Origin of the sequence: Vibrio gallaecicus, from assembly GCF_024347495.1 — a bacterium.
Classification (GTDB): Bacteria; Pseudomonadota; Gammaproteobacteria; order Enterobacterales; family Vibrionaceae; genus Vibrio; species Vibrio gallaecicus.
In genome coordinates, this window is the sequence record NZ_AP025490.1 from 819,064 (window position 1) to 845,135 (window position 26,072).

The 26,072-nt window shown below is 42.0% G+C and carries 22 protein-coding genes and 19 tRNA genes; 10 read left to right on the plus strand and 31 right to left on the minus strand.

What is annotated here, in order from left to right; genetic code table 11:
• Positions 1–47 precede the first annotated feature (47 nt).
• Positions 48–518: a zinc ribbon-containing protein gene (locus OCU78_RS03610; RefSeq protein ID WP_137374870.1), complete on the plus strand. Its 471-nt coding sequence runs from the start codon at positions 48–50 to the stop codon at positions 516–518.
• Between the two features lie 191 nt (positions 519–709).
• Here the strand turns inward: OCU78_RS03610 and lnt are convergent, their stop codons facing one another.
• From lnt to miaB, 5 genes are all read right to left on the minus strand, one after another.
• Positions 710–2,233: an apolipoprotein N-acyltransferase gene (lnt, locus tag OCU78_RS03615; protein ID WP_137374869.1), complete on the minus strand. Its 1,524-nt coding sequence runs from the start codon at positions 2,231–2,233 to the stop codon at positions 710–712.
• Positions 2,234–2,266: 33 nt separating this feature from the next.
• Positions 2,267–3,157, minus strand: coding sequence for a CNNM family magnesium/cobalt transport protein CorC (gene corC / locus OCU78_RS03620; protein WP_137374868.1), 891 nt, complete (start codon positions 3,155–3,157; stop codon positions 2,267–2,269).
• A 120-nt stretch (positions 3,158–3,277) separates the two neighbouring features.
• Positions 3,278–3,739, minus strand: a complete 462-nt coding sequence (gene ybeY, locus OCU78_RS03625; protein WP_137374867.1) for an rRNA maturation RNase YbeY — start codon at positions 3,737–3,739, stop codon at positions 3,278–3,280.
• A 238-nt stretch (positions 3,740–3,977) separates the two neighbouring features.
• Positions 3,978–5,066 carry a PhoH family protein gene (locus tag OCU78_RS03630; protein WP_137374866.1) on the minus strand — a complete coding sequence of 363 codons (1,089 nt, stop codon included), beginning with the start codon at positions 5,064–5,066 and terminating at the stop codon, positions 3,978–3,980.
• 163 nt (positions 5,067–5,229) lie between these two features.
• On the minus strand, positions 5,230–6,654 hold the full coding sequence (gene miaB / locus OCU78_RS03635) for a tRNA (N6-isopentenyl adenosine(37)-C2)-methylthiotransferase MiaB (protein WP_137374865.1): 1,425 nt from the start codon (positions 6,652–6,654) through the stop codon (positions 5,230–5,232).
• A 290-nt stretch (positions 6,655–6,944) separates the two neighbouring features.
• Between miaB and OCU78_RS03640 the strand changes: the two genes are divergently transcribed.
• Entirely contained in the window at positions 6,945–8,120 is a 1,176-nt protein-coding gene (locus OCU78_RS03640; protein WP_137374864.1) for a 2-octaprenyl-3-methyl-6-methoxy-1,4-benzoquinol hydroxylase, read from the plus strand.
• 67 nt (positions 8,121–8,187) lie between these two features.
• Here OCU78_RS03640 and OCU78_RS03645 read toward each other — a convergent pair whose 3' ends face one another.
• The 25 genes from OCU78_RS03645 to lolB all read right to left on the minus strand — a co-directional run bounded on the left by OCU78_RS03645 (position 8,188) and on the right by lolB (position 16,573).
• Positions 8,188–9,228 (minus strand): lactonase family protein, encoded by a 1,041-nt coding sequence (locus OCU78_RS03645; protein WP_137374863.1) that lies wholly within the window; start codon positions 9,226–9,228, stop codon positions 8,188–8,190.
• Positions 9,229–9,376: 148 nt separating this feature from the next.
• Positions 9,377–9,461 (minus strand) — tRNA-Leu (locus OCU78_RS03650).
• Between the two features lie 86 nt (positions 9,462–9,547).
• Positions 9,548–9,624 (minus strand) — tRNA-Met (locus OCU78_RS03655).
• 32 nt (positions 9,625–9,656) lie between these two features.
• Positions 9,657–9,741, minus strand: a tRNA-Leu gene (locus OCU78_RS03660).
• A gap of 86 nt (positions 9,742–9,827) precedes the next feature.
• Positions 9,828–9,904: transfer RNA gene (locus tag OCU78_RS03665), tRNA-Met, on the minus strand.
• Positions 9,905–9,936: 32 nt separating this feature from the next.
• Positions 9,937–10,021: transfer RNA gene (locus tag OCU78_RS03670), tRNA-Leu, on the minus strand.
• Between the two features lie 68 nt (positions 10,022–10,089).
• Positions 10,090–10,164: transfer RNA gene (locus tag OCU78_RS03675), tRNA-Gln, on the minus strand.
• 30 nt (positions 10,165–10,194) lie between these two features.
• A tRNA-Leu gene (locus tag OCU78_RS03680) sits at positions 10,195–10,279 on the minus strand.
• A 68-nt stretch (positions 10,280–10,347) separates the two neighbouring features.
• Positions 10,348–10,422: transfer RNA gene (locus OCU78_RS03685), tRNA-Gln, on the minus strand.
• Positions 10,423–10,452: 30 nt separating this feature from the next.
• A tRNA-Leu gene (locus OCU78_RS03690) sits at positions 10,453–10,537 on the minus strand.
• 68 nt (positions 10,538–10,605) lie between these two features.
• Positions 10,606–10,680: transfer RNA gene (locus tag OCU78_RS03695), tRNA-Gln, on the minus strand.
• A 30-nt stretch (positions 10,681–10,710) separates the two neighbouring features.
• Positions 10,711–10,795, minus strand: a tRNA-Leu gene (locus tag OCU78_RS03700).
• Positions 10,796–10,863: 68 nt separating this feature from the next.
• Positions 10,864–10,938, minus strand: a tRNA-Gln gene (locus OCU78_RS03705).
• Positions 10,939–10,968: 30 nt separating this feature from the next.
• Positions 10,969–11,053: transfer RNA gene (locus tag OCU78_RS03710), tRNA-Leu, on the minus strand.
• A gap of 68 nt (positions 11,054–11,121) precedes the next feature.
• Positions 11,122–11,196: transfer RNA gene (locus OCU78_RS03715), tRNA-Gln, on the minus strand.
• 30 nt (positions 11,197–11,226) lie between these two features.
• Positions 11,227–11,311, minus strand: a tRNA-Leu gene (locus OCU78_RS03720).
• A 67-nt stretch (positions 11,312–11,378) separates the two neighbouring features.
• A tRNA-Met gene (locus OCU78_RS03725) sits at positions 11,379–11,455 on the minus strand.
• Positions 11,456–11,532: 77 nt separating this feature from the next.
• Positions 11,533–11,607: transfer RNA gene (locus tag OCU78_RS03730), tRNA-Gln, on the minus strand.
• Between the two features lie 29 nt (positions 11,608–11,636).
• A tRNA-Leu gene (locus tag OCU78_RS03735) sits at positions 11,637–11,721 on the minus strand.
• Between the two features lie 68 nt (positions 11,722–11,789).
• Positions 11,790–11,866, minus strand: a tRNA-Met gene (locus OCU78_RS03740).
• Between the two features lie 282 nt (positions 11,867–12,148).
• A complete protein-coding gene (gene ychF, locus OCU78_RS03745) occupies positions 12,149–13,240 on the minus strand; it encodes a redox-regulated ATPase YchF (RefSeq protein WP_137374862.1) in 1,092 nt (363 codons plus the stop codon).
• 10 nt (positions 13,241–13,250) lie between these two features.
• Positions 13,251–13,841: an aminoacyl-tRNA hydrolase gene (pth, locus tag OCU78_RS03750; RefSeq protein ID WP_137374861.1), complete on the minus strand. Its 591-nt coding sequence runs from the start codon at positions 13,839–13,841 to the stop codon at positions 13,251–13,253.
• Between the two features lie 204 nt (positions 13,842–14,045).
• Positions 14,046–14,990 carry a ribose-phosphate pyrophosphokinase gene (locus tag OCU78_RS03755; RefSeq protein WP_012603389.1) on the minus strand — a complete coding sequence of 315 codons (945 nt, stop codon included), beginning with the start codon at positions 14,988–14,990 and terminating at the stop codon, positions 14,046–14,048.
• A gap of 27 nt (positions 14,991–15,017) precedes the next feature.
• Positions 15,018–15,920: a 4-(cytidine 5'-diphospho)-2-C-methyl-D-erythritol kinase gene (ispE, locus tag OCU78_RS03760; RefSeq protein ID WP_137374860.1), complete on the minus strand. Its 903-nt coding sequence runs from the start codon at positions 15,918–15,920 to the stop codon at positions 15,018–15,020.
• Entirely contained in the window at positions 15,917–16,573 is a 657-nt protein-coding gene (gene lolB, locus OCU78_RS03765) for a lipoprotein insertase outer membrane protein LolB (protein ID WP_137374859.1), read from the minus strand. The genes ispE and lolB overlap by 4 nt, the downstream gene beginning before the upstream one ends.
• A 160-nt stretch (positions 16,574–16,733) precedes the next feature.
• Between lolB and hemA the strand changes: the two genes are divergently transcribed.
• From hemA to ybaK, 8 genes are all read left to right on the plus strand, one after another.
• Entirely contained in the window at positions 16,734–17,993 is a 1,260-nt protein-coding gene (gene hemA / locus OCU78_RS03770) for a glutamyl-tRNA reductase (RefSeq protein ID WP_137374858.1), read from the plus strand.
• 30 nt (positions 17,994–18,023) lie between these two features.
• On the plus strand, positions 18,024–19,112 hold the full coding sequence (gene prfA / locus OCU78_RS03775; RefSeq protein ID WP_137374857.1) for a peptide chain release factor 1: 1,089 nt from the start codon (positions 18,024–18,026) through the stop codon (positions 19,110–19,112).
• A gap of 4 nt (positions 19,113–19,116) precedes the next feature.
• Positions 19,117–19,989, plus strand: a complete 873-nt coding sequence (prmC, locus tag OCU78_RS03780; RefSeq protein WP_137374856.1) for a peptide chain release factor N(5)-glutamine methyltransferase — start codon at positions 19,117–19,119, stop codon at positions 19,987–19,989.
• Between the two features lie 68 nt (positions 19,990–20,057).
• A complete protein-coding gene (locus OCU78_RS03785) occupies positions 20,058–20,441 on the plus strand; it encodes a SirB2 family protein (protein WP_137374855.1) in 384 nt (127 codons plus the stop codon).
• 6 nt (positions 20,442–20,447) lie between these two features.
• Positions 20,448–21,257 (plus strand): SirB1 family protein, encoded by an 810-nt coding sequence (locus OCU78_RS03790; RefSeq protein WP_137374854.1) that lies wholly within the window; start codon positions 20,448–20,450, stop codon positions 21,255–21,257.
• 25 nt (positions 21,258–21,282) lie between these two features.
• Entirely contained in the window at positions 21,283–22,134 is an 852-nt protein-coding gene (gene kdsA, locus OCU78_RS03795) for a 3-deoxy-8-phosphooctulonate synthase (protein ID WP_137374853.1), read from the plus strand.
• Between the two features lie 353 nt (positions 22,135–22,487).
• On the plus strand, positions 22,488–24,149 hold the full coding sequence (ushA, locus tag OCU78_RS03800; protein WP_137374852.1) for a bifunctional UDP-sugar hydrolase/5'-nucleotidase UshA: 1,662 nt from the start codon (positions 22,488–22,490) through the stop codon (positions 24,147–24,149).
• Between the two features lie 179 nt (positions 24,150–24,328).
• Positions 24,329–24,802: a Cys-tRNA(Pro) deacylase gene (ybaK, locus tag OCU78_RS03805; protein WP_137374851.1), complete on the plus strand. Its 474-nt coding sequence runs from the start codon at positions 24,329–24,331 to the stop codon at positions 24,800–24,802.
• Between the two features lie 164 nt (positions 24,803–24,966).
• Here ybaK and rluF read toward each other — a convergent pair whose 3' ends face one another.
• Positions 24,967–26,019, minus strand: a complete 1,053-nt coding sequence (gene rluF, locus OCU78_RS03810) for a 23S rRNA pseudouridine(2604) synthase RluF (RefSeq protein ID WP_137374850.1) — start codon at positions 26,017–26,019, stop codon at positions 24,967–24,969.
• Between the last annotated feature and the right edge of the window lie 53 nt (positions 26,020–26,072).

Below are 26,072 nucleotides of genomic sequence, written 5' to 3' on the forward strand. Positions count from 1 at the left end.
CCTAAAGGAACGTAGTACAACAATAGTCAATGCTATGGAGGTGGCTTATGCCTAAGAAAAAAGCGCTTTATGAAGAGTTAATGGAAGATGTAATTGAGACACTCAAACATAGCCCAGAAGAGTTTAATAATAAGCTAGAGACATCTAGTCAGCTTGCTAAAGCCGCCAATGACATGACTAAAGATGAAATATCACTCATTTCAGCTTATGTTAAATCGGATCTTAAAGAGTTCTCAGATAACTATGAAGAGAGCAAAAGTGGTCCATTTTATTTGATGATTGCAGATTCAGTTTGGCAGGGTTTACTCGATATTACTGATAGGACTAAAGTTGAATGGGTTGAGCTTTTCCAAGATCTAGAGCATCAAGGCTTGTACCAAAGTGGGGAAGTCATTGGTTTAGGAACGTTAATTTGCGATGAATGCGGGCACCAAACCGACTATAACCATGCGACGCAAATTATTCCATGTACGAAATGTCACTCAACAGCCTTTACTCGAAAAGCTTTAAAGCCTTAGTATTTTAATGCAGAAATGCAGAAATGCAGAAATGCAGAAATGCAGAAATGCAGAAATGCAGAAATGCAGAAATGCAGAAATGCAGAAATGCAGAAATGCAGAAGCTAAGAGTTCAGATATAAATCGAAGCATATAGAAACGGCTCCTAGAACTTGGTTTGACCATGTACTAGGAGCCGTTTTTTGATCATTCTATGCTAGGGTTTCTTTTCGACGATTAATAAAAGCAATCACCATACTGAAAGCAACCAAAATATAGAGAGGCCAGGTACCGACTATTCGATAAGGAGTTTGTCCGTCAGTTGAGGTTAACTCCGCTTTTAAGATTGCGGTTTCAAACTGTGGCACTTGTTCTATGATTTTACCTTTGTGATCAGTTACGGCCGTCACACCATTATTGGTAGATCGTATTAGGGGCTTACCTAGCTCTAAAGCTCTCATCCTTGCAATCTCCATATGCTGCAAGGGGCCGATAGAACGACCAAACCACGCGTCATTAGAAAGAGTCAGAATGAAATCTGTGTCATCCGTAATATTTTGTCTGACTTGCTCATTAAATATGATCTCATAACATAAAGCCGGAGCAAGATGGCGACCATTCGCGACTACATTTTGTTGGACAAAATCCCCACGGCTAAATGACGACATTGGCAAATTAAAGAATGGTGCTAACGGACGCAAGATATCCTCAAAAGGTACAAACTCTCCAAATGGTAATAAGTGGTGTTTGTGGTAACGTTCGTTTGGATCGTAAGTGTAGTCACCGTAAGGATTAACTCCTAACGATAGAATACTGTTGTAGTATTTACTGTCATCTGACTGATTCAAAACCCCAGTGATGATCGCGCTGTTATTCATTTTAGCTGCGCTATCTAGATTACTTAGAAATGATGGTATTTCTAATTCAAAAGCGGGGATTGCTGCTTCTGGCCAAATGATGATGTCAGCATCCCAATTTTGGCGACTTGCATCTGTATATTTCATTATGGTTGGCCAGCGTTGGCTTGGTAACCATTTCAAATCTTGGTCGACATTACCTTGAATGAGCGCAACAGACGTTGTTTTCTCAGGATTTGGGGTGACCCACTCAACATTCCTGATGCCAAAACCAGTACTTAAAATAACCATAGGGATCAAAAGTAGAGACCACGATTTATTTATGGTGCTGTAAGTAATAGCTGACGCAGAAATAATAATTGCGAGTGTGATTAACTCAACACCGCCAATCGGTGCAAATGAGCCCATCGGTGCATCTATTTGGCTGTACCCCAGCCAGAGCCACGGGAAGCCTGTCATTACCCAACCGCGCAACCAATCGGTAATTAGCCATAACGCAGGCGCTGCAAGAAAGAAGCGAGATAAATTATTGCTAGGGAAGTATCGATTAAGCCCCCAAGAAAATAGCCCTGAGTAAATAGCGAGGTAGCCAACAAGCAGTGCCATTAAGAAAAGGTTGGCGGCAAGTGGCATTCCACCAAAGCCATCAATGCTGACATAAACCCAGCTGATACCAGAAGCGAATTGACCAAATCCCCATGCATAGCCTATCCATAATGCACTTCTAGCACTTTGATTATTTATCAAGAATAAAAGCAAGGCAGGGCTAAGAATAGCAATAGGCCAGATTTGATAGGGAGCGAATGCGAGGATTGTTAAAGCGCCAACAAAAACGGCCGCAAGCGACCGTAGTAGGCGATGAGTAAATAGTTTAGTCATCTAATTTTCTTGTCTCTTGATACAGAGAATTCGTTATTCTTCGACTGTTGGAAGAGGTTGTTCGTCAGGGATAGTGACTTGGAGTTGGATGACTCGTCGATTATCTGCTGACATAACTTTGAAATGGTAGTGTTCGAGTTCTACTATTTCACCGCGAGTAGGTAAGTGACCAAATGCAGTCATGACCATACCACCCACTGTATCCACTTCATCATCACTGAAGCTCGTATTGAACGTAGAGTTAAACTCTTCAATGGTCGTTAAAGCTTTTACAGAAAAAGTATGCTTACTTAACTTGCGAATATCGAGTTCTTCTTCGTCGTCAAATTCGTCTTCAATTTCACCAACGATTTCTTCGAGGATATCTTCAATGGTTACTAGACCAGAAACACCGCCAAATTCATCGACTACGATAGCCATGTGGTAACGCTCTTCGCGGAATTCTTTCAACAAACGATCTACTCGCTTGCTTTCAGGAACAACCACTGCTTGGCGTATCACTTGCTCTATGTCGAATGGGGCACTGTCTGAGCCTAAATACTTAAGTAGGTCCTTCGCTAATAGAATGCCTTCTACATGGTCTTTGTCTTCACTAATCACTGGGTAGCGAGAGTGTTGAGCATCAGTAAGAAGACCGATTAATGTATCTAGATCATCGGTGCGTTCAACTGTAACCATCTGAGAGCGAGGCAGCATAATATCGCGTACTCGCATCTCGGATATTTCCATTACACCTTCAAGCATATCTCGGGTGTCATGGTCAATCAGGTCATTAATTTCAGAGTCGCGGATGACATCTACGAGCTCTTGGCGGTCTTTTACTTCACCTTGAAATAGTTGGCCTAGGCGTTCAAAGAAGGACTTTCTACTCGGACCTTCAGATTTTTTACTTCCCTCAGATGAGGGGGGGATACCTTCGTTCATGATTTCTCAAAAAATAACGCTATCAAATGTGTGATAGCACACATAACAACTCAGACTCTTATGATTACCATAAGTTCGATGAGCTATTGTTTCTCTGCAATTTACTTTACTAGAATCAATTTACTTTTCTAGAATATAAGGGTCTTCAAAACCCATATCTTGCATGATTTCTGTTTCGAGTGACTCCATCTCTTCAGCGTCGTCATCATCAATATGATCATAACCTAGCAGATGGAGACTGCCGTGTACAATCATATGCGCCCAGTGTGCTAGCAGAGGCTTATTTTGCTCTTTAGCTTCTTTTTCGACGACCTGCTTACAGATAACAAGATCACCAAGTAGGTCGATTTCAAAACCCGGAGGCGCTTCAAAGGGAAAAGATAACACATTGGTTGGTTTATCTTTTCCACGGTATTCGTGGTTTAGCTGGTGGCTTTCTTTAGTATCAACAATACGAACTGTTAGTTCAGCATCAGGTTGAAATGCAGTGATCGTTTTATCTAGCCAAAGTTGTATATCTTTTTCTGTTGGAAGATCTTGTTCATTTTCGACCGCAAGTTGCAGATCTAGTTCAATAGACATTGTGTATCACCTTGTTCCAGCTTTTATCATTTTATTCTGCTTTTGCAGATTTATATTTTGTATCAATCGGTAACGTAACGTCCATGGAAGCTCGTTATTTCATGAACCTTAAGCTCTATAAACTTTAAGATCCCAAATCACAAGATCCATGAACCACGAATAGATTTATTTATGATTCATGCTAAATCGACGCATTCTCAGTTTTAATCATCAATGAGCTAATCATCTTTAGATCAGTTTATGAACTTATATCCGATTGAGCGTGTACTGCTTGAGCTTCTACTAACTTTGCTTCACGTTCTTCACGTCGACGTTTTTCAGTCTCTTTACGTTCTTTCTGATCTTTGGCTTCCCATTTTTCATAAGCGTTGACGATACGAGCAACCACAGGGTGGCGAACGACGTCTTCAGACATGAAGAAGTTAAAGCTAATGTCATCCACTTCACTAAGCACTTCAGTCGCGTGGCGCAGACCTGACTTAGCGCCGCGAGGTAAGTCAATTTGAGTGATATCACCCGTGATTACCGCGCGTGAGTTAAAACCGATACGGGTTAAGAACATTTTCATCTGTTCTACCGTGGTGTTCTGGCTCTCATCAAGAATGATAAATGCATCATTCAATGTTCGACCACGCATGTAAGCCAATGGTGCAACTTCAATCACGTTACGTTCAATCAGCTTCTCAACACGCTCGAAGCCAAGCATCTCAAAGAGAGCATCGTAAAGTGGACGTAAATATGGGTCTACTTTTTGGCTTAAATCACCCGGTAGAAAACCAAGTTTCTCTCCGGCTTCAACAGCAGGGCGAGTCAGTAAAATTCGACGAACTTCTTGACGTTCAAGTGCATCGACAGCTGCTGCAACGGCTAGGTAAGTTTTACCTGTACCAGCAGGACCAATACCAAAGGTGATGTCATGGGTGACCATGTTCATTAAGTATTGTGCTTGATTTGGCGTACGAGGTTTGATCACGCCTTTTTTAGTCTTAATGGTTACTTCTTTACCGTAGTCAATTTCAGACTCAGCGTGTTGCTCCAAAATGCCAGACTCGGTGACTGCCAGATGCACTTGTTCTGGTTCGATATCGATTATGTTGCCTTTAACTGGAGCTGTTTCAACATAGAGGTGTTTGATGATGTCTAAAGCTGCGGCTGTGGTGTGAGGCTTACCAACAATTGTGAAGAAGTTGCTACGGTAATTAATCTCAACACCAAGACGACGCTCAAGGTGCTTGATGTTGTCGTCGAATGGTCCGCATAAACTTGCCAAGCGCTTGTTGTCTGCTGGCTCTAGATTTATCTCTAAGGTAACGATTTTATTGCTCAAATTAGCCTCTCATTTTGTGCCACTCACTCTTAAATAAAAAAAAGAGCAAGAAGCCCGATTTAGACCGGGCTTCTGATGGTGATATCCCTATTTCTAAGATGGTCACTTAGTTAGGTAATTTCAAGCTTTGTGTTTGCGCTTTGTGCTCAAACAGTTGTATTGCCTATGGCGTAAATGTCGCTACACCTAGCTCGTCTTCGCGTTTTGTTTTTTCCATCATTTCAGCTGGAGTCATTACAACGCGTAGACCCATGTCTTTTTCTGTACGAACTAACTCACCGCGCAGCGAGTTTGTGTATACCTCTGTGATCTTCACATCTACGAATTGACCGATAAGATCAGCAGAACCTTCGAAGTTCACAACACGGCTGTTTTCTGTACGACCACGAAGCTCCATTAGGTTCTTTCTTGATGGACCTTCAACAAGAATACGCTGCTCTGTGTCTAGCATTAGACGAGAGAAACGCATAGCTTGTGTGTTTACTGTCTGTTGCAGTTCCCACAGGCGATCTTTTTTCTCTTGTGCAGGAACATCACACGGGTAATCTGCTGCTGGCGTGCCAGGGCGAGGAGAGAAAACAAAGCTGAAGCTCATATCGAAATCAACTTCTTTAATTAGCTTCATTGTATCTTGGAAATCTTGCTTAGATTCACCTGGGAAACCAACAATAAAGTCCGAGCTGATTTGAATACCAGGACGAGCTTTACGCAGTTTACGAATAATTGATTTGTATTCGATTGCAGTGTGAGGACGCTTCATCATAGTAAGAATGCGGTCACTACCACTTTGTACTGGTAGGTGAAGGAAGCTCACTAGCTCAGGAGTGTCTTTGTAAACTTCAATGATGTCGTCACCAAACTCAAGCGGGTGGCTTGTCGTGAAACGAATGCGGTCGATGCCATCGATAGAAGCAACGAGACGAAGAAGTTCTGCGAATGTACAGATGTCACCTTCGTGTGTTGGACCACGGTATGCGTTTACGTTCTGACCCAGTAGGTTAACTTCACGTACACCTTGTTCTGCTAACTGAGCAACTTCAAAGAGTACATCATCCATTGGACGGCTAACTTCTTCACCACGAGTGTACGGTACAACGCAGTAAGTGCAGTACTTAGAACAACCTTCCATGATAGAAACGAACGCAGTTGCGCCGTCCGCTTTTGGTTCTGGAAGGTTATCGAACTTCTCAATCTCAGGGAAAGAAATATCCATTACTGGCTTTTCATTAGACAGTGATGATTTAATCATTTCTGGCAGACGGTGTAGAGTTTGTGGACCAAAGATAACGTCTACGTATGGTGCACGCTGACGGATGTGATCACCTTCTTGAGTAGCAACACAGCCACCCACACCGATTACCACACCTTCTTTTTTATCTTTTAGTGTTTTCCAACGACCAAGTTGGTGGAATACTTTTTCTTGCGCTTTTTCGCGGATAGAACAAGTATTCAGGAGTAGTACGTCTGCTTCCTCAGGTACTTCAGTTAGCTCATAGCCATTTGCAGCGTTAAGCAGGTCGGCCATTTTTGATGAATCGTATTCATTCATCTGACAGCCCCAAGTTTTAATTAGCAGTTTCTTACTCATTTTTTGTTCGCTCGATCGTTAGTTTAATTTAAGGGAGCAAATCGCCCAGTGTATATCCGCTTAGCCTTACTGTAATCTTCGTGTATTTCTTTGTCACAGCTGGCTGCTCAGCGGCAAGCGGCGTATTGTACTGGTTTAAAAACCTACTGACTAGTGATTGGCTCAAATCTATTTAACGTCAGGCTAGGTAAGGGCTTTGACCATATGCAGGATAAGGTTTTGGGTTACAATTTGGTTATGAGAACGTACAATTAAAAACAGTTAATAAATCAAATTGATAAAGTACCAATATGAATACTTATGACATTGTAGTAGTTGGTGGTGGCATGGTTGGCGCTGCAACCGCAATAGGCTTTGCTAAACAGGGTATGAAGGTTGCTGTAGTTGATGGTTTGTCTCCTAAGCCTTTTGAAGCATCACAACCAATGGATATTCGAGTGTCGGCTATCTCGCAAGCGTCTGTCGACTTACTCAATGAATTAGGCGCATGGGACGCGATAGAGTCAATGCGTGTATGTTCGTATAGTCGTTTAGAGACTTGGGAACATCCAGAGTGTCGTACACGGTTTGATGCTGAGTCCTTAGAATTACCACGTCTAGGCTATATTGTAGAAAATCGGCTTATTCAATTAGGTTTATGGGCTGAGTTTAGCGCCTACGATAATTTGGAACTCTTGTGTCCTGAAAAACTGGATACGATTGAATTTGGTGAAATCAACATAGTTAAGCTTCAATCAGGCGCTCGGTTGTCAGCGAAGTGGGTAGTTGGTGCAGATGGTGCAAACTCAGCCGTTCGACAGCAAGCCGGAATTGGCATTACGGCTTGGGACTATCGACAACATTGCATGCTAATCAATGTTGCAACAGAGTTACCCCAACAAGATATTACTTGGCAGCAATTTACCTCTTCTGGACCTCGCTCTTTTCTTCCCCTTCCTTCTCTAATGGTTTCTGAAAAGTTACAAGGGCAAGGTTCTTTGGTTTGGTATGACTCGCCGTCAAGAATTCGCCAGCTTTCTAATATGGGTAAAGAGCAATTGAGATCTGAAATTAAGTCTCATTTTCCACCTGAACTTGGTGAAATTAAAGTTCTTCAGTCTGGCTCTTTCCCTCTTACTCGTCGTCATGCTCAGCAATACTCAAAAAATAACTGCATTTTGGTAGGAGATTCTGCTCATACTATTAACCCATTAGCAGGGCAGGGCGTGAATTTAGGCTTTAAGGATGTGTCTGTATTATTAGAAGCCAGCCAAGAGAAGGGTGGTTTATCTGATTTAGTGGCACGGCGGTATCAAGCCCGTCGTCGTGGAGATAATCTACTGATGCAAGGTGGAATGGATTTCTTCTATAAGACCTTTAGTAATGATATAGGACCATTAAAATTCGTGAGGAACGCTGCGTTAAAGGTGGCGGAGCAGTCAGGACCTATTAAAGATAAGGTATTAAAATATGCCTTAGGTCTTTAAAGCTTAATTAATAAAAGTTGTTTGAGATACTGTAAGGAGAGCGCTTTGCTCTCCTTTTTCATACGCATCAGCCTGAGATACAAACAGGAGCATCAAGAGTGAGTGAAGACTGGGTGTAACAAAGAGCGCCTGATTCTCTATCGATCTTAAATGACGTTAAATTGTTTGATTGCTGGTTAGCTGCAACAAGCCAATTACCATCTTGAGTAATCAAGAAATCTCGTGGGAACTCCCCTTCAGTAGAGTAGCTACCTATAAAATCAAGTTTATGACTCTGTGCGCATATTTTAAAGCAACTAATCTCTGATTGATGCCTGTTTGAAACATACAAAAACTTTCCGTCCGGTGAGAGTTTTATCGCCGCTACTGCTTCACCTTTTGCTGCCTGTTGTAGTGAGTCTATTTCTTGTATCTGCTTCCAAGAACCATATTCTTTGCTCAGAACTAAGATTGTTTCAGATAATTCGCAAGCTACATAACATGTAGTTTCTGCATCATTGAATGTTAAATGCCTAGGACCACTGCCAGGAGGGACGTTAATTATCTGGGTTGGTTGATTTAAAATCTCATCTTGTTCTTCATCGAAGCAATAAAAACAAATCTGATCAGCACCTAAATCAACGGTTGCAAACTGAGATTCAGATTCTAAAAAAACACATTGGTGAGCGTGTGATCTTGTTTGCCTATCTGGATGTGGTCCCTTCCCACTAGGTGAGAGAGTTAATAGTTTTTTATCGATACTGCCATTGATCTTAAGACTAAATATATCGAATGATCCGGATGAGTATTGCGATGTGATTATATATTTCCTATCCGAAGATATCGCAATATGGCATGGGTGATCACCAGAAATAGCTTTAGAGTTTACTTTGGTTGAAGAGAGTGCTTCAGGAATATGCAGCAGTTTTGGACTCGATTGCTGGTCAACTTCAGAAATGGCATATAAGCCTAGGTTAGTAGAAAGTACAAAAGAGGGGTTTCTGCAGGCTACCGCTAATTCAAGATCAGAAAGTGTACCTGTTTTTAAATCAAGTACTACTTGGTAGATACCTTTACTCTTACTTGGGGAGTCTGTGTAACATCCGATATTTAGGGGGATACTTTTCATAGTGCTCACTCTTTTGTATGTGAACGTTATTGTCTACTAAAAAGTAATAGTTGATGAGCAAAAAAATATGAATTATTAGTGATATGTATTACAGATTTACTAGATACCAGATAGAAGAAAACCCAGCTAAAAGCTGGGTTTCTAATAATGGTGCGGTCGGAGAGACTTGAACTCTCACACCTCTCGGCGCCAGAACCTAAATCTGGTGCGTCTACCAATTCCGCCACGACCGCAGCAAAGCTTTCCTCTAACCTAAGCAAAGAGCCTAGTGAAGAGTATATAGTTAAGAAGACTTATGGTTTGTCTAAGTAACGTTGTATGGTGGCTACTGCGGGATTCGAACCTGCGACCCCATCATTATGAGTGATGTGCTCTAACCAACTGAGCTAAGTAGCCATAATGAATCTAATAGATACATTATTAAATAATGGTGCGGTCGGAGAGACTTGAACTCTCACACCTCTCGGCGCCAGAACCTAAATCTGGTGCGTCTACCAATTCCGCCACGACCGCAGCAAAGCTTTCCTCTAACCTAAGCAAAGAGCCTAGTGAAGAGTATATAGTTAAGAAGACTTATGGTTTGCCTAAGTAACGTTGTATGGTGGCTACTGCGGGATTCGAACCTGCGACCCCATCATTATGAGTGATGTGCTCTAACCAACTGAGCTAAGTAGCCATAATGAATCTAATAGATTCATTATCAAATAATGGTGCGGTCGGAGAGACTTGAACTCTCACACCTCTCGGCGCCAGAACCTAAATCTGGTGCGTCTACCAATTCCGCCACGACCGCAGCAAAGCTTTTACTCTAGTGAAGAGTATAGTTAAGAAGACTTATGGTTTGTCTAAGTAACGTTGTAATGGCTGGGCTACCTGGATTCGAACCAGGGAATGCTGGCATCAAAAGCCAGTGCCTTACCGCTTGGCGATAGCCCAACAGTGATATCATCTAAGACATCTAAATAATGGTGCGGTCGGAGAGACTTGAACTCTCACACCTCTCGGCGCCAGAACCTAAATCTGGTGCGTCTACCAATTCCGCCACGACCGCAGCAAAGCTTTTACTCTAGCGAAGAGTATAGTTAAGAAGACTTATGGTTTGTCTAAGTAACGTTGTAATGGCTGGGCTACCTGGATTCGAACCAGGGAATGCTGGCATCAAAAGCCAGTGCCTTACCGCTTGGCGATAGCCCAACAGTGATATCATCTAAGACATCTAAATAATGGTGCGGTCGGAGAGACTTGAACTCTCACACCTCTCGGCGCCAGAACCTAAATCTGGTGCGTCTACCAATTCCGCCACGACCGCAGCAAAGCTTTTACTCTAGCGAAGAGTATAGTTAAGAAGACTTATGGTTTGTCTAAGTAACGTTGTAATGGCTGGGCTACCTGGATTCGAACCAGGGAATGCTGGCATCAAAAGCCAGTGCCTTACCGCTTGGCGATAGCCCAACAGTGATATCATCTAAGACATCTAAATAATGGTGCGGTCGGAGAGACTTGAACTCTCACACCTCTCGGCGCCAGAACCTAAATCTGGTGCGTCTACCAATTCCGCCACGACCGCAGCAAAGCTTTTACTCTAGCGAAGAGTATAGTTAAGAAGACTTATGGTTTGTCTAAGTAACGTTGTAATGGCTGGGCTACCTGGATTCGAACCAGGGAATGCTGGCATCAAAAGCCAGTGCCTTACCGCTTGGCGATAGCCCAACAGTGATATCATCTAAGACATCTAAATAATGGTGCGGTCGGAGAGACTTGAACTCTCACACCTCTCGGCGCCAGAACCTAAATCTGGTGCGTCTACCAATTCCGCCACGACCGCAGCAAAGCTTTTACTCTAGCGAAGAGTATAGTTAAGAAGACTTATGGTTTGTCTAAGTAACGTTGTAATGGCTGGGCTACCTGGATTCGAACCAGGGAATGCTGGCATCAAAAGCCAGTGCCTTACCGCTTGGCGATAGCCCAACAGTGATATCATTTAAGACATCTAAATAATGGTGCGGTCGGAGAGACTTGAACTCTCACACCTCTCGGCGCCAGAACCTAAATCTGGTGCGTCTACCAATTCCGCCACGACCGCAGCAAAGCTTTTACTCTAGCGAAGAGTATAGTTAAGAAGACTTATGGTTTGTCTAAATAACGTTGTATGGTGGCTACTGCGGGATTCGAACCTGCGACCCCATCATTATGAGTGATGTGCTCTAACCAACTGAGCTAAGTAGCCATCTGAGAGCGAGACAATATAATATAATCTTGCTTTCAATGCCATTATCTTTTGACAGATAATTACACTTAATAATATGGCTGGGCTACCTGGATTCGAACCAGGGAATGCTGGCATCAAAAGCCAGTGCCTTACCGCTTGGCGATAGCCCAACAACGATATCAATTAAGATATCTCAATATGGTGCGGTCGGAGAGACTTGAACTCTCACACCTCTCGGCGCCAGAACCTAAATCTGGTGCGTCTACCAATTCCGCCACGACCGCTTTACTTTCCTAAAAACTCTTTGTTGTTAATATACATATGTTTAATAACAAATAAAGTGCTTAGGAAATGGTGGCTACTGCGGGATTCGAACCTGCGACCCCATCATTATGAGTGATGTGCTCTAACCAACTGAGCTAAGTAGCCATTTTTAATTTCCTTGCTCACTTTTAAACGTTGCCGCTTTGCTGTGAACGGGGCGCATTATGCGTAGTTGAGTGAAACCCGTCAACTTTTTTTTTGAATAAATCACGAATAAACATCTGTTCGATTCCTTTTTAGTCAAAGAGGCGCATTTGTCATCAGAAACCTAGGTTAAAAAGCTGAGTATTGGAAGAGTTAATTTTACCAATTAGCAGAGAGTAAAGGGGATTAAAACAAAAAAAGGTCAACGTAATCGTTGACCTTTTTAGGTATTTATATGAAGGACTATACGTTGAAACGGAAATGCACCACATCACCGTCTTTCACGATGTACTCTTTACCTTCTAAGCGCCATTTACCTGCATCTTTTGCTCCGCTCTCACCGTTAAATTCGATGAAATGATCAAAACCAACAACTTCTGCACGGATGAAGCCTTTTTCGAAGTCTGTGTGAATCTTACCTGCAGCTTGAGGTGCAGTTGCACCTACTGGGATAGTCCAAGCTCGTACTTCTTTTACACCAGCAGTGAAGTAAGTTTGAAGCGTCAGTAATTCGTAGCCTGAGCGGATGACTCGGTTAAGACCTGGTTCTTCAATGCCCATGTCTGCTAGGAACTCTTCACGGTCTTCATCATCTAACTCAGAAAGCTCTGATTCGATTGCAGCACAAACCGCAACAACAACGTTGTTTTCGTTCTCTGCGTATTCACGAACTGCATCTAGGTAAGGGTTGTTCTCAAAACCTTCTTCACTAACGTTTGCAATGTACATTGTTGGTTTTAGAGTTAAGAAGTTTAGGTAGTCAATTGCTGCTAATTCTTCTTTAGCCAGTTCAACAGTACGAGCCATGCCACCTTCTGTAAGAATTGGTAGCAGCTTTTCAAGGACCGTAATTTCAAATTTAGCGTCTTTGTCGCCGCCTTTTGCTTTCTTAGCATTACGCTGAATAGCACGTTCACAACTGTCTAAATCAGCAAGAGCCAGCTCAAGGTTAATTACTTCAATATCTTCTATTGGAGATACTTTGCCAGAAACGTGAACAATGTTTTCATTTTCAAAGCAGCGAACAACGTGACCGATAGCGTCAGTTTCGCGGATGTTTGCTAGGAATTTATTGCCTAGACCTTCACCTTTTGAAGCGCCAGCAACAAGACCAGCGATATCCACAAATTCCATTGTTGTAGGAAGGATCTTTTGTGGATTAACAATTTTTGCTAATGCATCTAAACGAAGATCCGGAACTGGAACGATACCTGTGTTTGGTTCGATAGTACAAAACGGAAAGTTTGCTGCTTCGATGCCCGCTTTAGTCAGTGCGTTAAACAGAGTTGACTTGCCTACGTTTGGTAGACCAACGATGCCACATTTAAAACCCATGATATAAACCTTATTCTGCTTTGAACGTATGTAAGCGATTTTGTGCTTTTGGTAGACCATCTTTTAATAAGATGTCTAGGCTGCGTACTGATTCGTCAACGACGGCTTCAATACACTCTTGTTCTTTAGTAGGAGCTTTTCCTAATACATAACTTGCAACTTTATCTTTATGCCCAGGGTGACCAATGCCTAACCTGAGACGATAAAATTCTTTATTATTACCCTGTTTACTGATGATATCTTTCAGACCATTGTGTCCGCCATGACCTCCGCCTTTTTTGAACTTACCAACACCAGGGGGGAGGTCTAGTTCATCGTGGGCAACCATAATTTCTTCAGGTTTTATCTGATAAAACTTAGAAAGAGCAGCAACTGCTTTTCCTGACAAGTTCATGAATGTAGTTGGGATCAGTAAACGAAGATCTTCTCCATGAACCATAATACGACCTGTTAAACCGAAAAACTTAGCCTCATTTTTCAAGGTAACATTATGTACTCGTGCTAATTCTTCAACGACCCAAGCCCCGGCATTATGTCGAGTTTTGGCGTATTCGGGACCTGGATTAGCCAGTCCAACGAGAAGTTTTATTTGTTGGCTCAAGGTAAGGATCTCTCTTGGTATTTCAAAAAGCGCCGTATGATATCACAGTTTATTAAAAAGGTGCGAGCTAGCTTAATAACTCAACAATTCTTTACTGGATAAACAATTTTAATGGTCACTAGGCATAAAAAAAGCACTTCAATAAATGAAGTGCTTAATATTTTTCTCACTGTAAATGTTTAAAACAAAGTGGTGAGGCTTTGATTAGTTAAACATTGCAGAGATTGATTCTTCGTTGCTGATACGGCGAATCGCTTCAGCAAGCATACGAGAAAGGCTTAGCTCAGTAACTTTACCTGTCGCTGCCATTTCTGGAGAAAGCTTGATTGAATCAGTAACAATAACTTGGTCTAGAACTGAGTTGCGGATGTTTTCTGCAGCAGTTCCAGAGAAAACAGCGTGAGTTGCGTAAGCGAATACACGCTTAGCACCGCGCTCTTTAAGCGCTTCAGCTGCTTTACAAAGTGTGCCACCAGTATCGATCATGTCATCAACGATAACGCAGTCACGACCTTCAACATCACCGATTAGGTTCATAACTTCAGAAACGTTTGCACGCGGACGACGCTTATCAACGATAGCGATGTCAACATCACCTAGCGCTTTAGCTGTAGCACGAGCACGTACAACACCACCAAGATCCGGAGAAACCACAACTGGGTTTTCTAGACCACGGTTAGCCATGTCTTCTAGAAGAACTGGAGTGCCGAAAATGTTATCAACAGGTACATCGAAGAAACCTTGGATTTGTTCTGCGTGTAAGTCGATAGTAAGAACGCGGTCAACACCAACGTTAGAAAGGAAATCTGCAACAACTTTTGCAGTGATTGGCACACGAGCAGAACGTACACGACGATCTTGACGGGCATAACCGAAGTAAGGGATTACAGCAGTAATACGGCCAGCAGAAGCACGGCGCATTGCGTCAATCATTACCACCAATTCCATAAGGTTGTCATTGGTTGGTGCACAAGTTGATTGAATCAGGAATACATCACTACCACGAACGTTTTCATTGATTTGTACAGCGACTTCGCCATCAGAAAAACGGTCTACAGTAGCATCGCCAAGAGAGATGTATAGACGATCAGCAATACGTTGGGCTAGTTCAGGTGTTGCGTTACCAGCAAATAGCTTCATATCAGGCACGGTGGAAACCTCGGGTTGCGTCCAGTTTTAAATAGATTGTGGGTGGGCTGATTGGTATTCAGCCAAAGTTTCTTTTAAAGGTGAAGTGTTACGACCTTTGGCAATAAATGCAGAAACAGTGTCAGGTAGTTTTTCTAGAACCGATTCTGCTTCTTTCTTGCTATTAAATTCAGCAAAAACGCATGAACCAGTGCCAGTTAATCTCGACGGCGCGTATTGTAGCAGCCATGAAAGTTGCTTATCAACCTCTGGGTACAGCATTCGCACAATTTTTTCGCAATCGTTTACGTATTCTTCCTCTAGAAGCGTTGATAGCGCTCGCTTTTGTGTATTTCGAGTTAATTCTGAATGTGTGAATATGTCTACAGTTGCTATGCTCACTTGAGGTTTAACTACGAGATACCATTTTTCATCCGGATTAGCGGGTTGAAGCTGCTCTCCAACCCCTTCAGCAAAGGCTGCATTGCCTCGAACGAATACAGGAACGTCAGCACCGAGCTTCAAACCTATTTCTGCTAGTTGATCATCAGATAGTTTAAGTTGCCATAGATAGTTAAGCGCGACTAACACGGTTGCAGCATTCGAAGAACCGCCTCCAATGCCGCCACCCATAGGAAGAACTTTCTCCAGGGAAATATCAGCCCCTAATACTCGTGAGCTGGACTCTGGACTGTTTTCTTGCTTATGGAACTCTTGAAGGGCAGTTGCGGCTTTCCAAATCAAATTATCTTGAGTGGCTACCCCTGGAATTTCTGGAGTGATGGTAATGTCATTGGAGCGTTCGTGAGCTGTAATGGATAACTTGTCACCAAATTCTACAAACTGGAAAAGAGTTTGTAGTTCATGGTAGCCATTGGCTCTTCGACCTGTAATGTACAAGAATAAGTTAAGTTTAGCCGGGGATGGCCAATGCGTTGTGCTTAAAATCATTTCGTGAGTGTCCACTTAGAAATAACAATGTTGATCTTGTTGCTGTCTTGTTTGAAAGATAATCGTGATGGTAGTGGGATTGTTGTTAATTGCTCACTACTATTGAGGTCATCTTGAAGATTATTCTTCGGTAGTTCGATGTCTTGATATTTACTGAAATCTATTGTCCAAGTATCACCATTCACTTGCTTAGTTAGAGAGTCTAATGTGTTAGTGATGGCATTCAATTGGTATGTATCGGCTTGTTCAGGTAGTGCCAGTAACCATTGCGGCAAGTGCTGAACCGGAATCTGAAGCCCAGTTAATTGCTTCACTAATATAGTGGCATTTTTGTGAGTGAACACTTGGTCGTCATAAGTAACAACTTTTGCACCGTTTTTATCCACTGTTAGATTGAGAGCGGTTTGCCCTAGAAAAGTAGTTAACCTGAGTTGGCTGCTCGATTTAGAGTGTGTCCAAGTGAAATTTAAACTTTGTCTTTGTTCCGGTGAGATATAACCAAGCTTGCCTGAAGCCCGGTAACTTTGAATTTGAGATAGTTGATATGAATGAGCTTGCCATTCTACGCTAGTGGTTTGTTCTGGAATTGACGTACAACCGACCATCACTAGGGCGATGAAAAAGAGAGAAGTAATTCTATGAAGCTTATCCATTTTGCTCACAACTTATTCAATTTTTTGGGAAAATCACAATTACTATAGCATTGAACTCACGAACTCTGGAAAACAAATCCCGCTTGCTCTTTAAATAGAGCCATGCATCAAGTAAAATTCGCGTCCTAATTTCTAATCCTTGATCGAGAACTTCTGATACATGTCTTTGCTTGCCGTAGGTATCAATCACAATACAGCGTCGGTTGAATTGCGAGAAAAAGTCGCTTTTGGTCCAGATAAACTATCTGGGGCTTTAGAGCAACTTGGCGCAAATGCACACGTAAATGGAAGTGTCATACTTTCAACCTGTAACCGAACTGAAATTTATTGTGACGTTAAAGGCGCTGCGAAAAGTAAGCTGATCGACTGGTTGTCGGTTTTCCATCAAGTGAGCCCTGAAGAATTAAAACCAAGTTTATATATCCATGAAGAACAAGCGGCGATAAAACATCTTATGCGTGTTGCTTGTGGATTAGATTCACTGGTTTTGGGCGAACCTCAAATATTAGGGCAAGTTAAACAGGCCTATTCAGATTCTCGAGAACATAAATCTGTAGACGCAGCTATGGAAAAGCTTTTCCAGAAATCGTTTTCGGTTGCTAAGCGGGTTCGAACTGAAACTGAAATCGGCGGAAGTGCGGTTTCAGTGGCTTATGCAGCTTGTACGCTTGCTAAACATATCTTTGAATCTATTGAAGAGTCGACTGTTTTATTAGTTGGAGCTGGAGAAACGATAGAGCTTGTTGCTAAACACCTTTCTGCAAATGGTTGTACAAAAATGATTGTTGCTAACCGAACTCGCGAACGTGCATTAGGATTAGCTGAAGAGTTTGGAGCGGAAGTCATCAGCTTAAATGAAATTCCAGACCATTTATCTAGAGCCGATATTGTTATTAGTTCAACAGCAAGCCCTTTGCCTATTATCGGTAAAGGCATGGTTGAAACAGCACTTAAACAAAGAAAACATCAACCTATACTTTTAGTCGATATCGCTGTTCCTCGAGATGTAGAGTCTCAAGTTGGTGATCTTAACGATGCCTATCTCTATACTGTGGATGATCTACAGTCAATTGTAGATAGCAATATTGAGCAACGTAAAGTTGAAGCGATTCAGGCTGAAGCGATTGTCAGTGAAGAAAGTGCAGCATTCATGAGCTGGATGCGATCGTTACAAGCGGTAGACAGTATTCGCGAATATCGCCAATCATCAAATGAAATAAAAGAAGAATTACTCAGTAAAAGTTTACAGGCACTTGCCGCAGGCGGTGACCCTGAAAAAGTTTTACTTGAGCTTAGTAATAAGCTCACCAATAAATTGATCCATGCTCCTACGCGTGCGCTACAAAGTGCTGCAGAGCAAGGAGAACCTGCAAAATTAACGGTCATTAGACAGAGTTTGGGCCTTGAAGACCCTCAATAATATTATAGACCTCCAACAAGATAAGAAATTATGAACGCCTCGATTCTAGTAAAGCTTGAAACACTTGTTGAACGTTATGAAGAAGTTCAACACCTGCTTGGTGACCCTGATGTTATTGGGAATCAAGATAAATTCCGTGCTCTTTCTCGTGAGTATTCACAGCTAGAAGAAGTGACTATGTGTTTCCAGGCCTACCAGCAAGCGCAAGAAGATTTAGAAGCTGCTGAAGATATGGCAAATGAAGATGACGCAGAAATGCGTGAAATGGCTCAAGAAGAGATCAAAGAAGCGAAAGAAGCCATTGAGCGTTTGACTGACGATCTACAAATTCTATTGCTGCCAAAAGACCCGAATGATGAGCGTAACTGTTTCTTAGAAATTCGTGCGGGTGCGGGTGGTGATGAAGCCGGTATTTTCGCAGGTAACCTTTTCCGCATGTATTCTAAATTTGCAGAGAAAAAAGGCTGGCGTGTCGAAGTCATGAGCAGTAATGCTTCTGAACAAGGCGGTTACAAGGAAATGATTGCTAAAATTAGTGGCGAAAGTGTATATGGCACCATGAAGTTTGAGTCAGGCGGTCACCGTGTTCAGCGTGTGCCTGAAACTGAATCTCAAGGTCGAGTACATACTTCAGCTTGTACTGTTGCCATCATGCCTGAAATCCCAGAAGCGGATTTACCAGAAATTAAATCAGCAGATCTAAAAATCGATACATTCCGCGCTTCTGGTGCGGGTGGTCAGCACGTTAACACGACGGATTCAGCAATCCGTATTACTCACTTACCAACAGGTACAGTAGTAGAGTGTCAAGATGAGCGTTCTCAACATAAAAACAAAGCGAAAGCGATGGCAGTACTTGCGGCTCGTATCGTTCAAGCTGAAGAAGAGCGTCGTGCTGCCGCGATTTCAGATACACGTCGTAACTTACTAGGTTCTGGTGATCGTAGTGACCGTATTCGTACTTATAACTACCCACAAGGTCGAGTATCTGATCACCGTATCAACTTAACACTTTACCGTTTGAATGAAGTATTAGAAGGCGACCTACAAAGCTTGTTAGATCCTGTTCTTCAAGAGCACCAAGCGGATCAGCTCGCTGCACTGGCTGAAAATAACTAAGCATATGTTGTCAACATTTACGGTTGAAAGTGCATTAAAGGCAGCAATCGTACAGCTTCAAGAGGGCGATAATACATCGCCCTCAATTGATGCTGCTGTACTACTTTGCCATGCATTAGATAAGCCACGATCATTCCTGCTTACCTGGCCCGAAAAGCACCTCACGTTAGATCAAGAATCTCAATTTTTTGCTTTGTTAAATCGCCGCTTAACTGGTGAACCTGTTGCTTATATTGTGGGTGAGCGTGAATTTTGGTCTTTACCTTTAAAGGTTTCTCCGTCGACATTAATCCCTCGCCCAGATACTGAGCGTTTGGTGGAAGTGGCGTTAGATAAAACCCACGGTAAAGATGGCAATATTCTTGATTTGGGAACTGGTACCGGCGCTATAGCACTTGCGCTTGCATCTGAAATGCCTAATAGACAGGTAATAGGCATTGATTTACGCCCTGAAGCTCAGCAACTAGCGACGGAAAATGCGGCTAACTTGAGCATTAAGAATGCTGATTTTTATCAAGGTAGTTGGTTCGAACCGCTTGTATCTGAAGGCTCAAGAATTATTGGTACAAAGTTTGCTTTAATTGTATCAAATCCGCCATATATCGAAAAAAACGATCCGCACCTTGAGCAAGGCGATGTTCGTTTTGAACCGATAACTGCATTAGTGGCGGAAGAAAAAGGCTTAGCCGATATTAAATATATAGCCAAACATGCCGTTAATTTTCTAGAAAATGATGGCTGGCTGGCATTTGAGCATGGTTATGACCAAGGTCTTGCCGTGAGAGAGATCATGCAAGCATTAGGCTATTTAGACGTGATTACAGAAAAAGACTATGGTGGCAATGATAGGGTCACCTTAGGTCGTTACTTGCCGTAAGGCTGGTTTATAATAAATTGCATACACAATTACTCATTGAGTAAAACTGGAAGTTTTAGAGGGAATCCATGTACGAAGGTTTGAAACATTTTCATTTATTAACAGTTGGTTTGAGTGCTTTACTGTTGTCTGTTCGTTACGCATTGATGATGGCGAATTCTCCTATGCTGAAACACCCTTTCCTGCAGCGTTTTCCACATATTAATGATTCATTATTACTACTGTCTGGTTTTGGGCTGATTTACATCACTGGGTTTATTCCATTTACTCCTTCGGCGCCTTGGTTAACTGAAAAACTAACCTGCGTAATGGCATTTATTGGTCTTGGATTCTTTGCTTTAAAATTTGGTAAAAACAAGCTAATTAGAACCTTTTCATTCTTTGGTGCTCTAGGTTGGTTAGCTATGGCGGGTAAAATCGCAATCACAAAAACTCCTACCTTTTTTGGTTAATGTCACATGTATGAATTTTTTGATGAAGACCTTGATCAACTAGAGCTTGCTCAAGGTGCTCTTCTATTAAATAAAGCGGTTAACCCAGAAACTCAAGATCATTGGGCTGAACAAGAGCTAATAAGATTATTCAATGAAGCAGAGTTTGCCTTGGTTAATGAGCAAGATGAACAGCAAAAATTTGAATCTTTCTTACGCTTATTTTTCCATGAGTGGGGTTTTAGCGGTGACAAAGATGCGTACTTCTCATCTGAGAACGCTTTTATAGATAAAGTGTTGGAACGGCGTAAAGGCATTCCTGTTAGCTTAGGGGCTATTTTCCTTTTCTTAGCGCGTAAGTTTGGGTTTCCCGTGGAAGGCGTTTCATTTCCGACGCAGTTTTTAATTAAAGTAAATTGGTTTGAGCAAGCTCCTGTATACATTAACCCGTTCAATGGTGAATACGTTGGCGTGCAAACGTTAAGTGCCTGGTTAATTGGGCATGATGGTCCTCTGGCTAAGTTGAAGAGTGAGCATTTAGAAAGTGCAGACAACCCAATGGTTATCGGTAAATGGTTAGCGTTGTTAAAAAGTGCTTTATTGCGTGAAGAGCGCTACACGCTGGCTTTAAAATGTACAGATCTTGCACTAACGTTTGTACCAGACGATCCATATGAAATTCGCGATCGTGGTTTTATTTACCAACAGCTCGATTGCCATCAAGTTGCAGCGTCGGATTATCAATACTTTATTGATCAATGCCCTGATGACCCTGCATCTGAATTACTGAAATCTCAAGTGAACGCAATGAATGAAACGTCAGTCATCGTTCACTAATTTATAATTATTTAGAGAGAACAAGATGGAACAGAAAATAGTTCATATTGGCGATATGCCAATCGCAAACGATAAGCCATTTACGCTATTTGCTGGAATGAATGTGCTTGAGTCTCGCGACTTAGCAATGCAAATCTGTGAACATTACGTGAAGGTGACTGAGAAGCTGGGTATCCCTTACGTATTCAAAGCATCTTTTGATAAAGCTAACCGTAGCTCTGTTCATTCATACCGTGGTCCTGGTATGGAAGAAGGTCTGAAAATTTTCCAAGAATTAAAAGACACTTTTGGCGTTAAAATCATTACTGATATTCATACAGAAGCTCAAGCTCAGCCTGTAGCCGATGTTGTGGATGTGATTCAACTTCCTGCTTTCCTTGCTCGCCAAACTGATTTGGTTGAAGCAATGGCAAAAACAGGCGCAGTGATTAACGTAAAGAAACCTCAATTCATGAGCCCAAATCAAGTCGGCAATATTGTTGATAAGTTTGCTGAGTGTGGCAACGACAACATTATTCTTTGTGAGCGTGGTGCTTGCATGGGCTACGACAACCTCGTAGTTGATATGCTTGGATTTGGTGTGATGAAAAAATCATCGAATGGCAGCCCAATTATTTTTGATGTGACTCACGCACTGCAAATGCGTGACCCATCAGGTGCGGCTTCTGGTGGTCGTCGTGAGCAAACTGTTGAGTTAGCGAAAGCAGGTCTAGCGACAGGAATTGCGGGCCTATTTATCGAGGCACACCCTAATCCTGATCAAGCTCGTTGTGATGGACCGTCGGCATTACCGTTAGATAAATTAGAACCATTCCTAGCGCAAATGAAAGCGCTGGATGATTTAATTAAAGGTTTCGACCATATCGATATCAAATAGTATCGAACTTGATTAGCCGGCATATCAGCCGGCTTTTTTGTGCCTATAATGTCGAGACGTACTCTGAAACTGTTTATTTATTGAGTCACTTCTCAATAAAAACTAAGTGATGTGAAATCACAGTAAAACGTTTGCCTGTGATCATTTGAATTGAGTCATGCAAAGGTTGGCGTTTGTTGCAGCTTATGAAGGCAATTAAGGTGATCAATTCGACATAAACATGAAATCTTAATGTCTCATTTGGTTTGTTAATTTAAACTAGATCGAGTTTTGCAGGTTTTAAGCGTGTCACAAGTACATGATATGGACCTAAATTTTCAGTAGTGGATCCCACAAAGTTCAAAGGTATGACAATGAAGCAACGCCTTATTCTAAAAACAGCGCTAAGTGCTGCTATTCTTGCCACTCTTTCTGGTTGTGCAACGCAAGCAACTCAAGATTGGAATGAAGACACAACTTACAAATTGACTGTTCTACACACGAATGATAACCATGGTCGTTTTTGGCAGAATAAATATGGCGAGTACGGCATGGCTGCTCGTAAAACGCTAATTGATGAACTTCGTGCAGAAATTCGTGCAGAAGGCGGTAGCGTACTGCTTTTATCTGGTGGTGATGTAAACACTGGTGTTCCTGAGTCTGATCTGCAAGATGCAGAACCTGATTTTAAAGGCATGAACAAGATCGGTTACGATGCAATGGCATTAGGTAACCACGAGTTTGATAACTCTCTTGAAGTGCTTGATAAGCAAATTGATTGGGCTAACTTCCCAATGCTTTCAGCTAACATCTACGATAAAGCCACTGGTGAACGTAAATTCCAAGCTTACGAGATGTTTGAGAAGCAAGGTATCAAGATTGCTGTTATTGGTCTAACGACTGAAGATACAGCAAAAATTGGTAACCCTGAGTTTATTGGAAGCATCGACTTCCGTGACCCGAAAGAAGAAGCAAAAGAGCTGATTGCTGAACTTAAAGAAACTGAAAAGCCAGACCTTATTTTTGCTGTAACGCACATGGGTCACTATGAAAATGGTCAACGTGGTGTAAATGCTCCTGGTGATGTAGCCCTTGCCCGTTACCTAGATGAAGGCTCTCTTGATATGATCGTTGGTGGTCACTCACAAGAACCTGTATGTATGGAAGCTCCAAATGTAATCAGCAAAACATTTAAGCCAGGTGACGAATGTCGTCCTGATGTACAAAATGGTACTTACATCGTTCAAGCTCATGAATGGGGTAAATATGTAGGTCGTGCTGATTACGAGTTCCGTAACGGTGAACTAGAGATGGTAAGTTACGACTTAATCCCTGTTAACCTGAAGAAGAAAGTGAAGGTTGACGGTAAGAAGAAACGTGTTCTTATTGAAGAAGAAATCGCACAAGATGCAGAGCTTCTTGAATTCCTTCGCCCATTCCAAGAGCAAGGTCAAGCACAGCTAGAAGTTAAAATTGCAGACACTAACGGTAAACTTGAAGGTGACCGCAATGTTGTTCGTTTCCAACAGACTAACCTTGGTCGTTTAATTGCAACTGCTCATAAAGAGCGTGCAAAAGCTGACTTCGGCGTAATGAACTCTGGTGGTGTACGTGACTCTATTGAAGGTGGCGAAGTAACATACAAAGATGTACTGACTGTTCAGCCTTTTGCTAATATCCTGACTTACACAGACATGTCTGGTAAAGAAGTATTGGACTACCTCAATGTAGTCGCGACTAAACCAATTGATTCTGGCGCTTACGCTCAATTTTCTGGTATCTCAATGACCGTTGCTAATGGCGAAGTGTCCAATGTATTCATTGGCGGAAAGCAACTACGTCTTGATGAAACTTACCGTTTCACTATCCCAAGCTTCAATGCTGCTGGTGGTGACGGATATCCAAAACTAACAGGTCACCCTGGCTTCGTTAATACTGGTTTTGTGGATGCTGAAGTACTAAAAGAATACCTAGAAGCAAACAGCCCAGTTGATGTAAATAAGTATGCTCCTTCTGGTGAAATGGTTTACAAGTAAATTGATTGAAGAATAGTTTGACTATTACATTTCGATAAATTTAACTAAAGCGATGCTCCGGCATCGCTTTTTTATTGGTGTTACTTTCTCTTTAGCCATGTTTGGTCAGACAGTTTGCTTATTTAGCTGAAGAGACGCGTATACCTTTCTATATTTATTCATTTCATCATAGGTTCAGAATGACTCCGGCGATTAACCTAGCGAAGAAGAAGAAAATTTCTCATAAAGTCCATCAATATGATCATGATCCAAGCCATGATAGTTATGGTTTAGAGGCGGTTGAAGCTCTTGGGCAAGATCCAAATCGAGTATTTAAAACGTTATTGTTTTGCCTTAATGGTGAGCCAAAGAACTTGGCTGTGGCGGTTATTCCTGTTGATCGGAAACTGAATTTAAAACTTGCAGCAAAAGCTGGTGGCGGGAAAAAAGCAGAAATGGCTAACCCTGATATTGCCCAAAAGACAACAGGGTATGTCGTCGGTGGTATTAGCCCTTTAGGGCAAAAAAAAGCATTACCGACATTTATTCATGAAAGTGCAAAGGAACTTGAAACTATCTGCGTGAGTGCTGGGAAGAGGGGGCTAGAGATTGAACTCACTCCTAACGACTTAGCATCATTAACCAGAGCTAAGTTTTCTGGCTTATGTCTTTAATTAGCATGTTTGCGGGCGGGCGGAGTTAAACTAAGAATATACGTGTTATCTATCGTTTCCTCTTACCAAAACCAAAACCAAAACCAAAACCAAAACCAAAACGCCGACCAAGTCATTATGGTCGGCGTTTATAGAAACGAGTATTGAGTAGCGACTCGCTTTTACTATTTCTTCAAGCTTAACGTTCCACCAGTGCGCTTTGCAGCAGGCTTATTTGAACTTGATTGATTTGGGCGAGAGTTTGAATTCCATCCTCCCTCTTTCTTACGATTTTGCCCTGAGTTATTTTCATCGCTTGTGCGTGAGCGACCGCGTTTTGAATTTGGAGCATGTCTGAATTCATCCGCATTGTTTCCACGGAAAGTACGTGGGCGGTTCTCTTTTTGATTACGACGCGCGGTTGAAGATTGGTTTTCTTCACGGCTGTCATAAAGCTTAGCATCAGTTGCTTTATTAATATGGCGACCTTTAGCATCTAGTTTTGATGCTTCTTCTGTACTACTTGAATCGCCACACATCGAAAGGATCTCTGTGACTTCATCATCACTCAAATAACGCCATTTACCATTAGGAATACCGTCTAAAGAAATATTCATAATACGAACACGGCGCAATTTAAATACTTCGTAGCCAAGTGCTTCACACATACGTCGAATTTGGCGGTTTAAACCTTGAGTCAAAGTAATTCGGAAAGAGAATTTTGTTTCTTTTTCAACATGGCAAGGAAGTGTGATGGTATCTAAAATTGGCACACCTGCTGCCATTTTCTTTAGAAACTCACCAGTGATTGGCTTATCAACACGAACAACATATTCCTTTTCGTGGTTATTACCAGCTCGAAGGATCTTATTAACAATGTCGCCATCATTCGTTAGGAAAATCAAGCCATCAGAAGGTTTATCTAAACGTCCAATAGGAAAAATACGTTTATGGTGACCAATAAAATCAACGATATTTCCAGGGATGTCGCGCTCAGTTGTACAAGTAATTCCTGTTGGTTTATTTAAAGCGATATAAACAGGCTTCTCTTTCGAACGTACCGGTTTATTATCGATTTCTACATCATCACCGGGCAATACTTTAGTACCCATTTCAGGGATTTTGCCATTGATAGTGACGCGTCCAGCATCGATAAGTTTGTCAGCCTCACGGCGTGAGCAAAAACCAGTTTCACTAATGAATTTATTGAGGCGTTTAGCTTGGGAATCTTGTGACATGATCTTCTCTTTTAGCGTTTCACAACGGATTTATTTGAAAATAAAAAGCAACT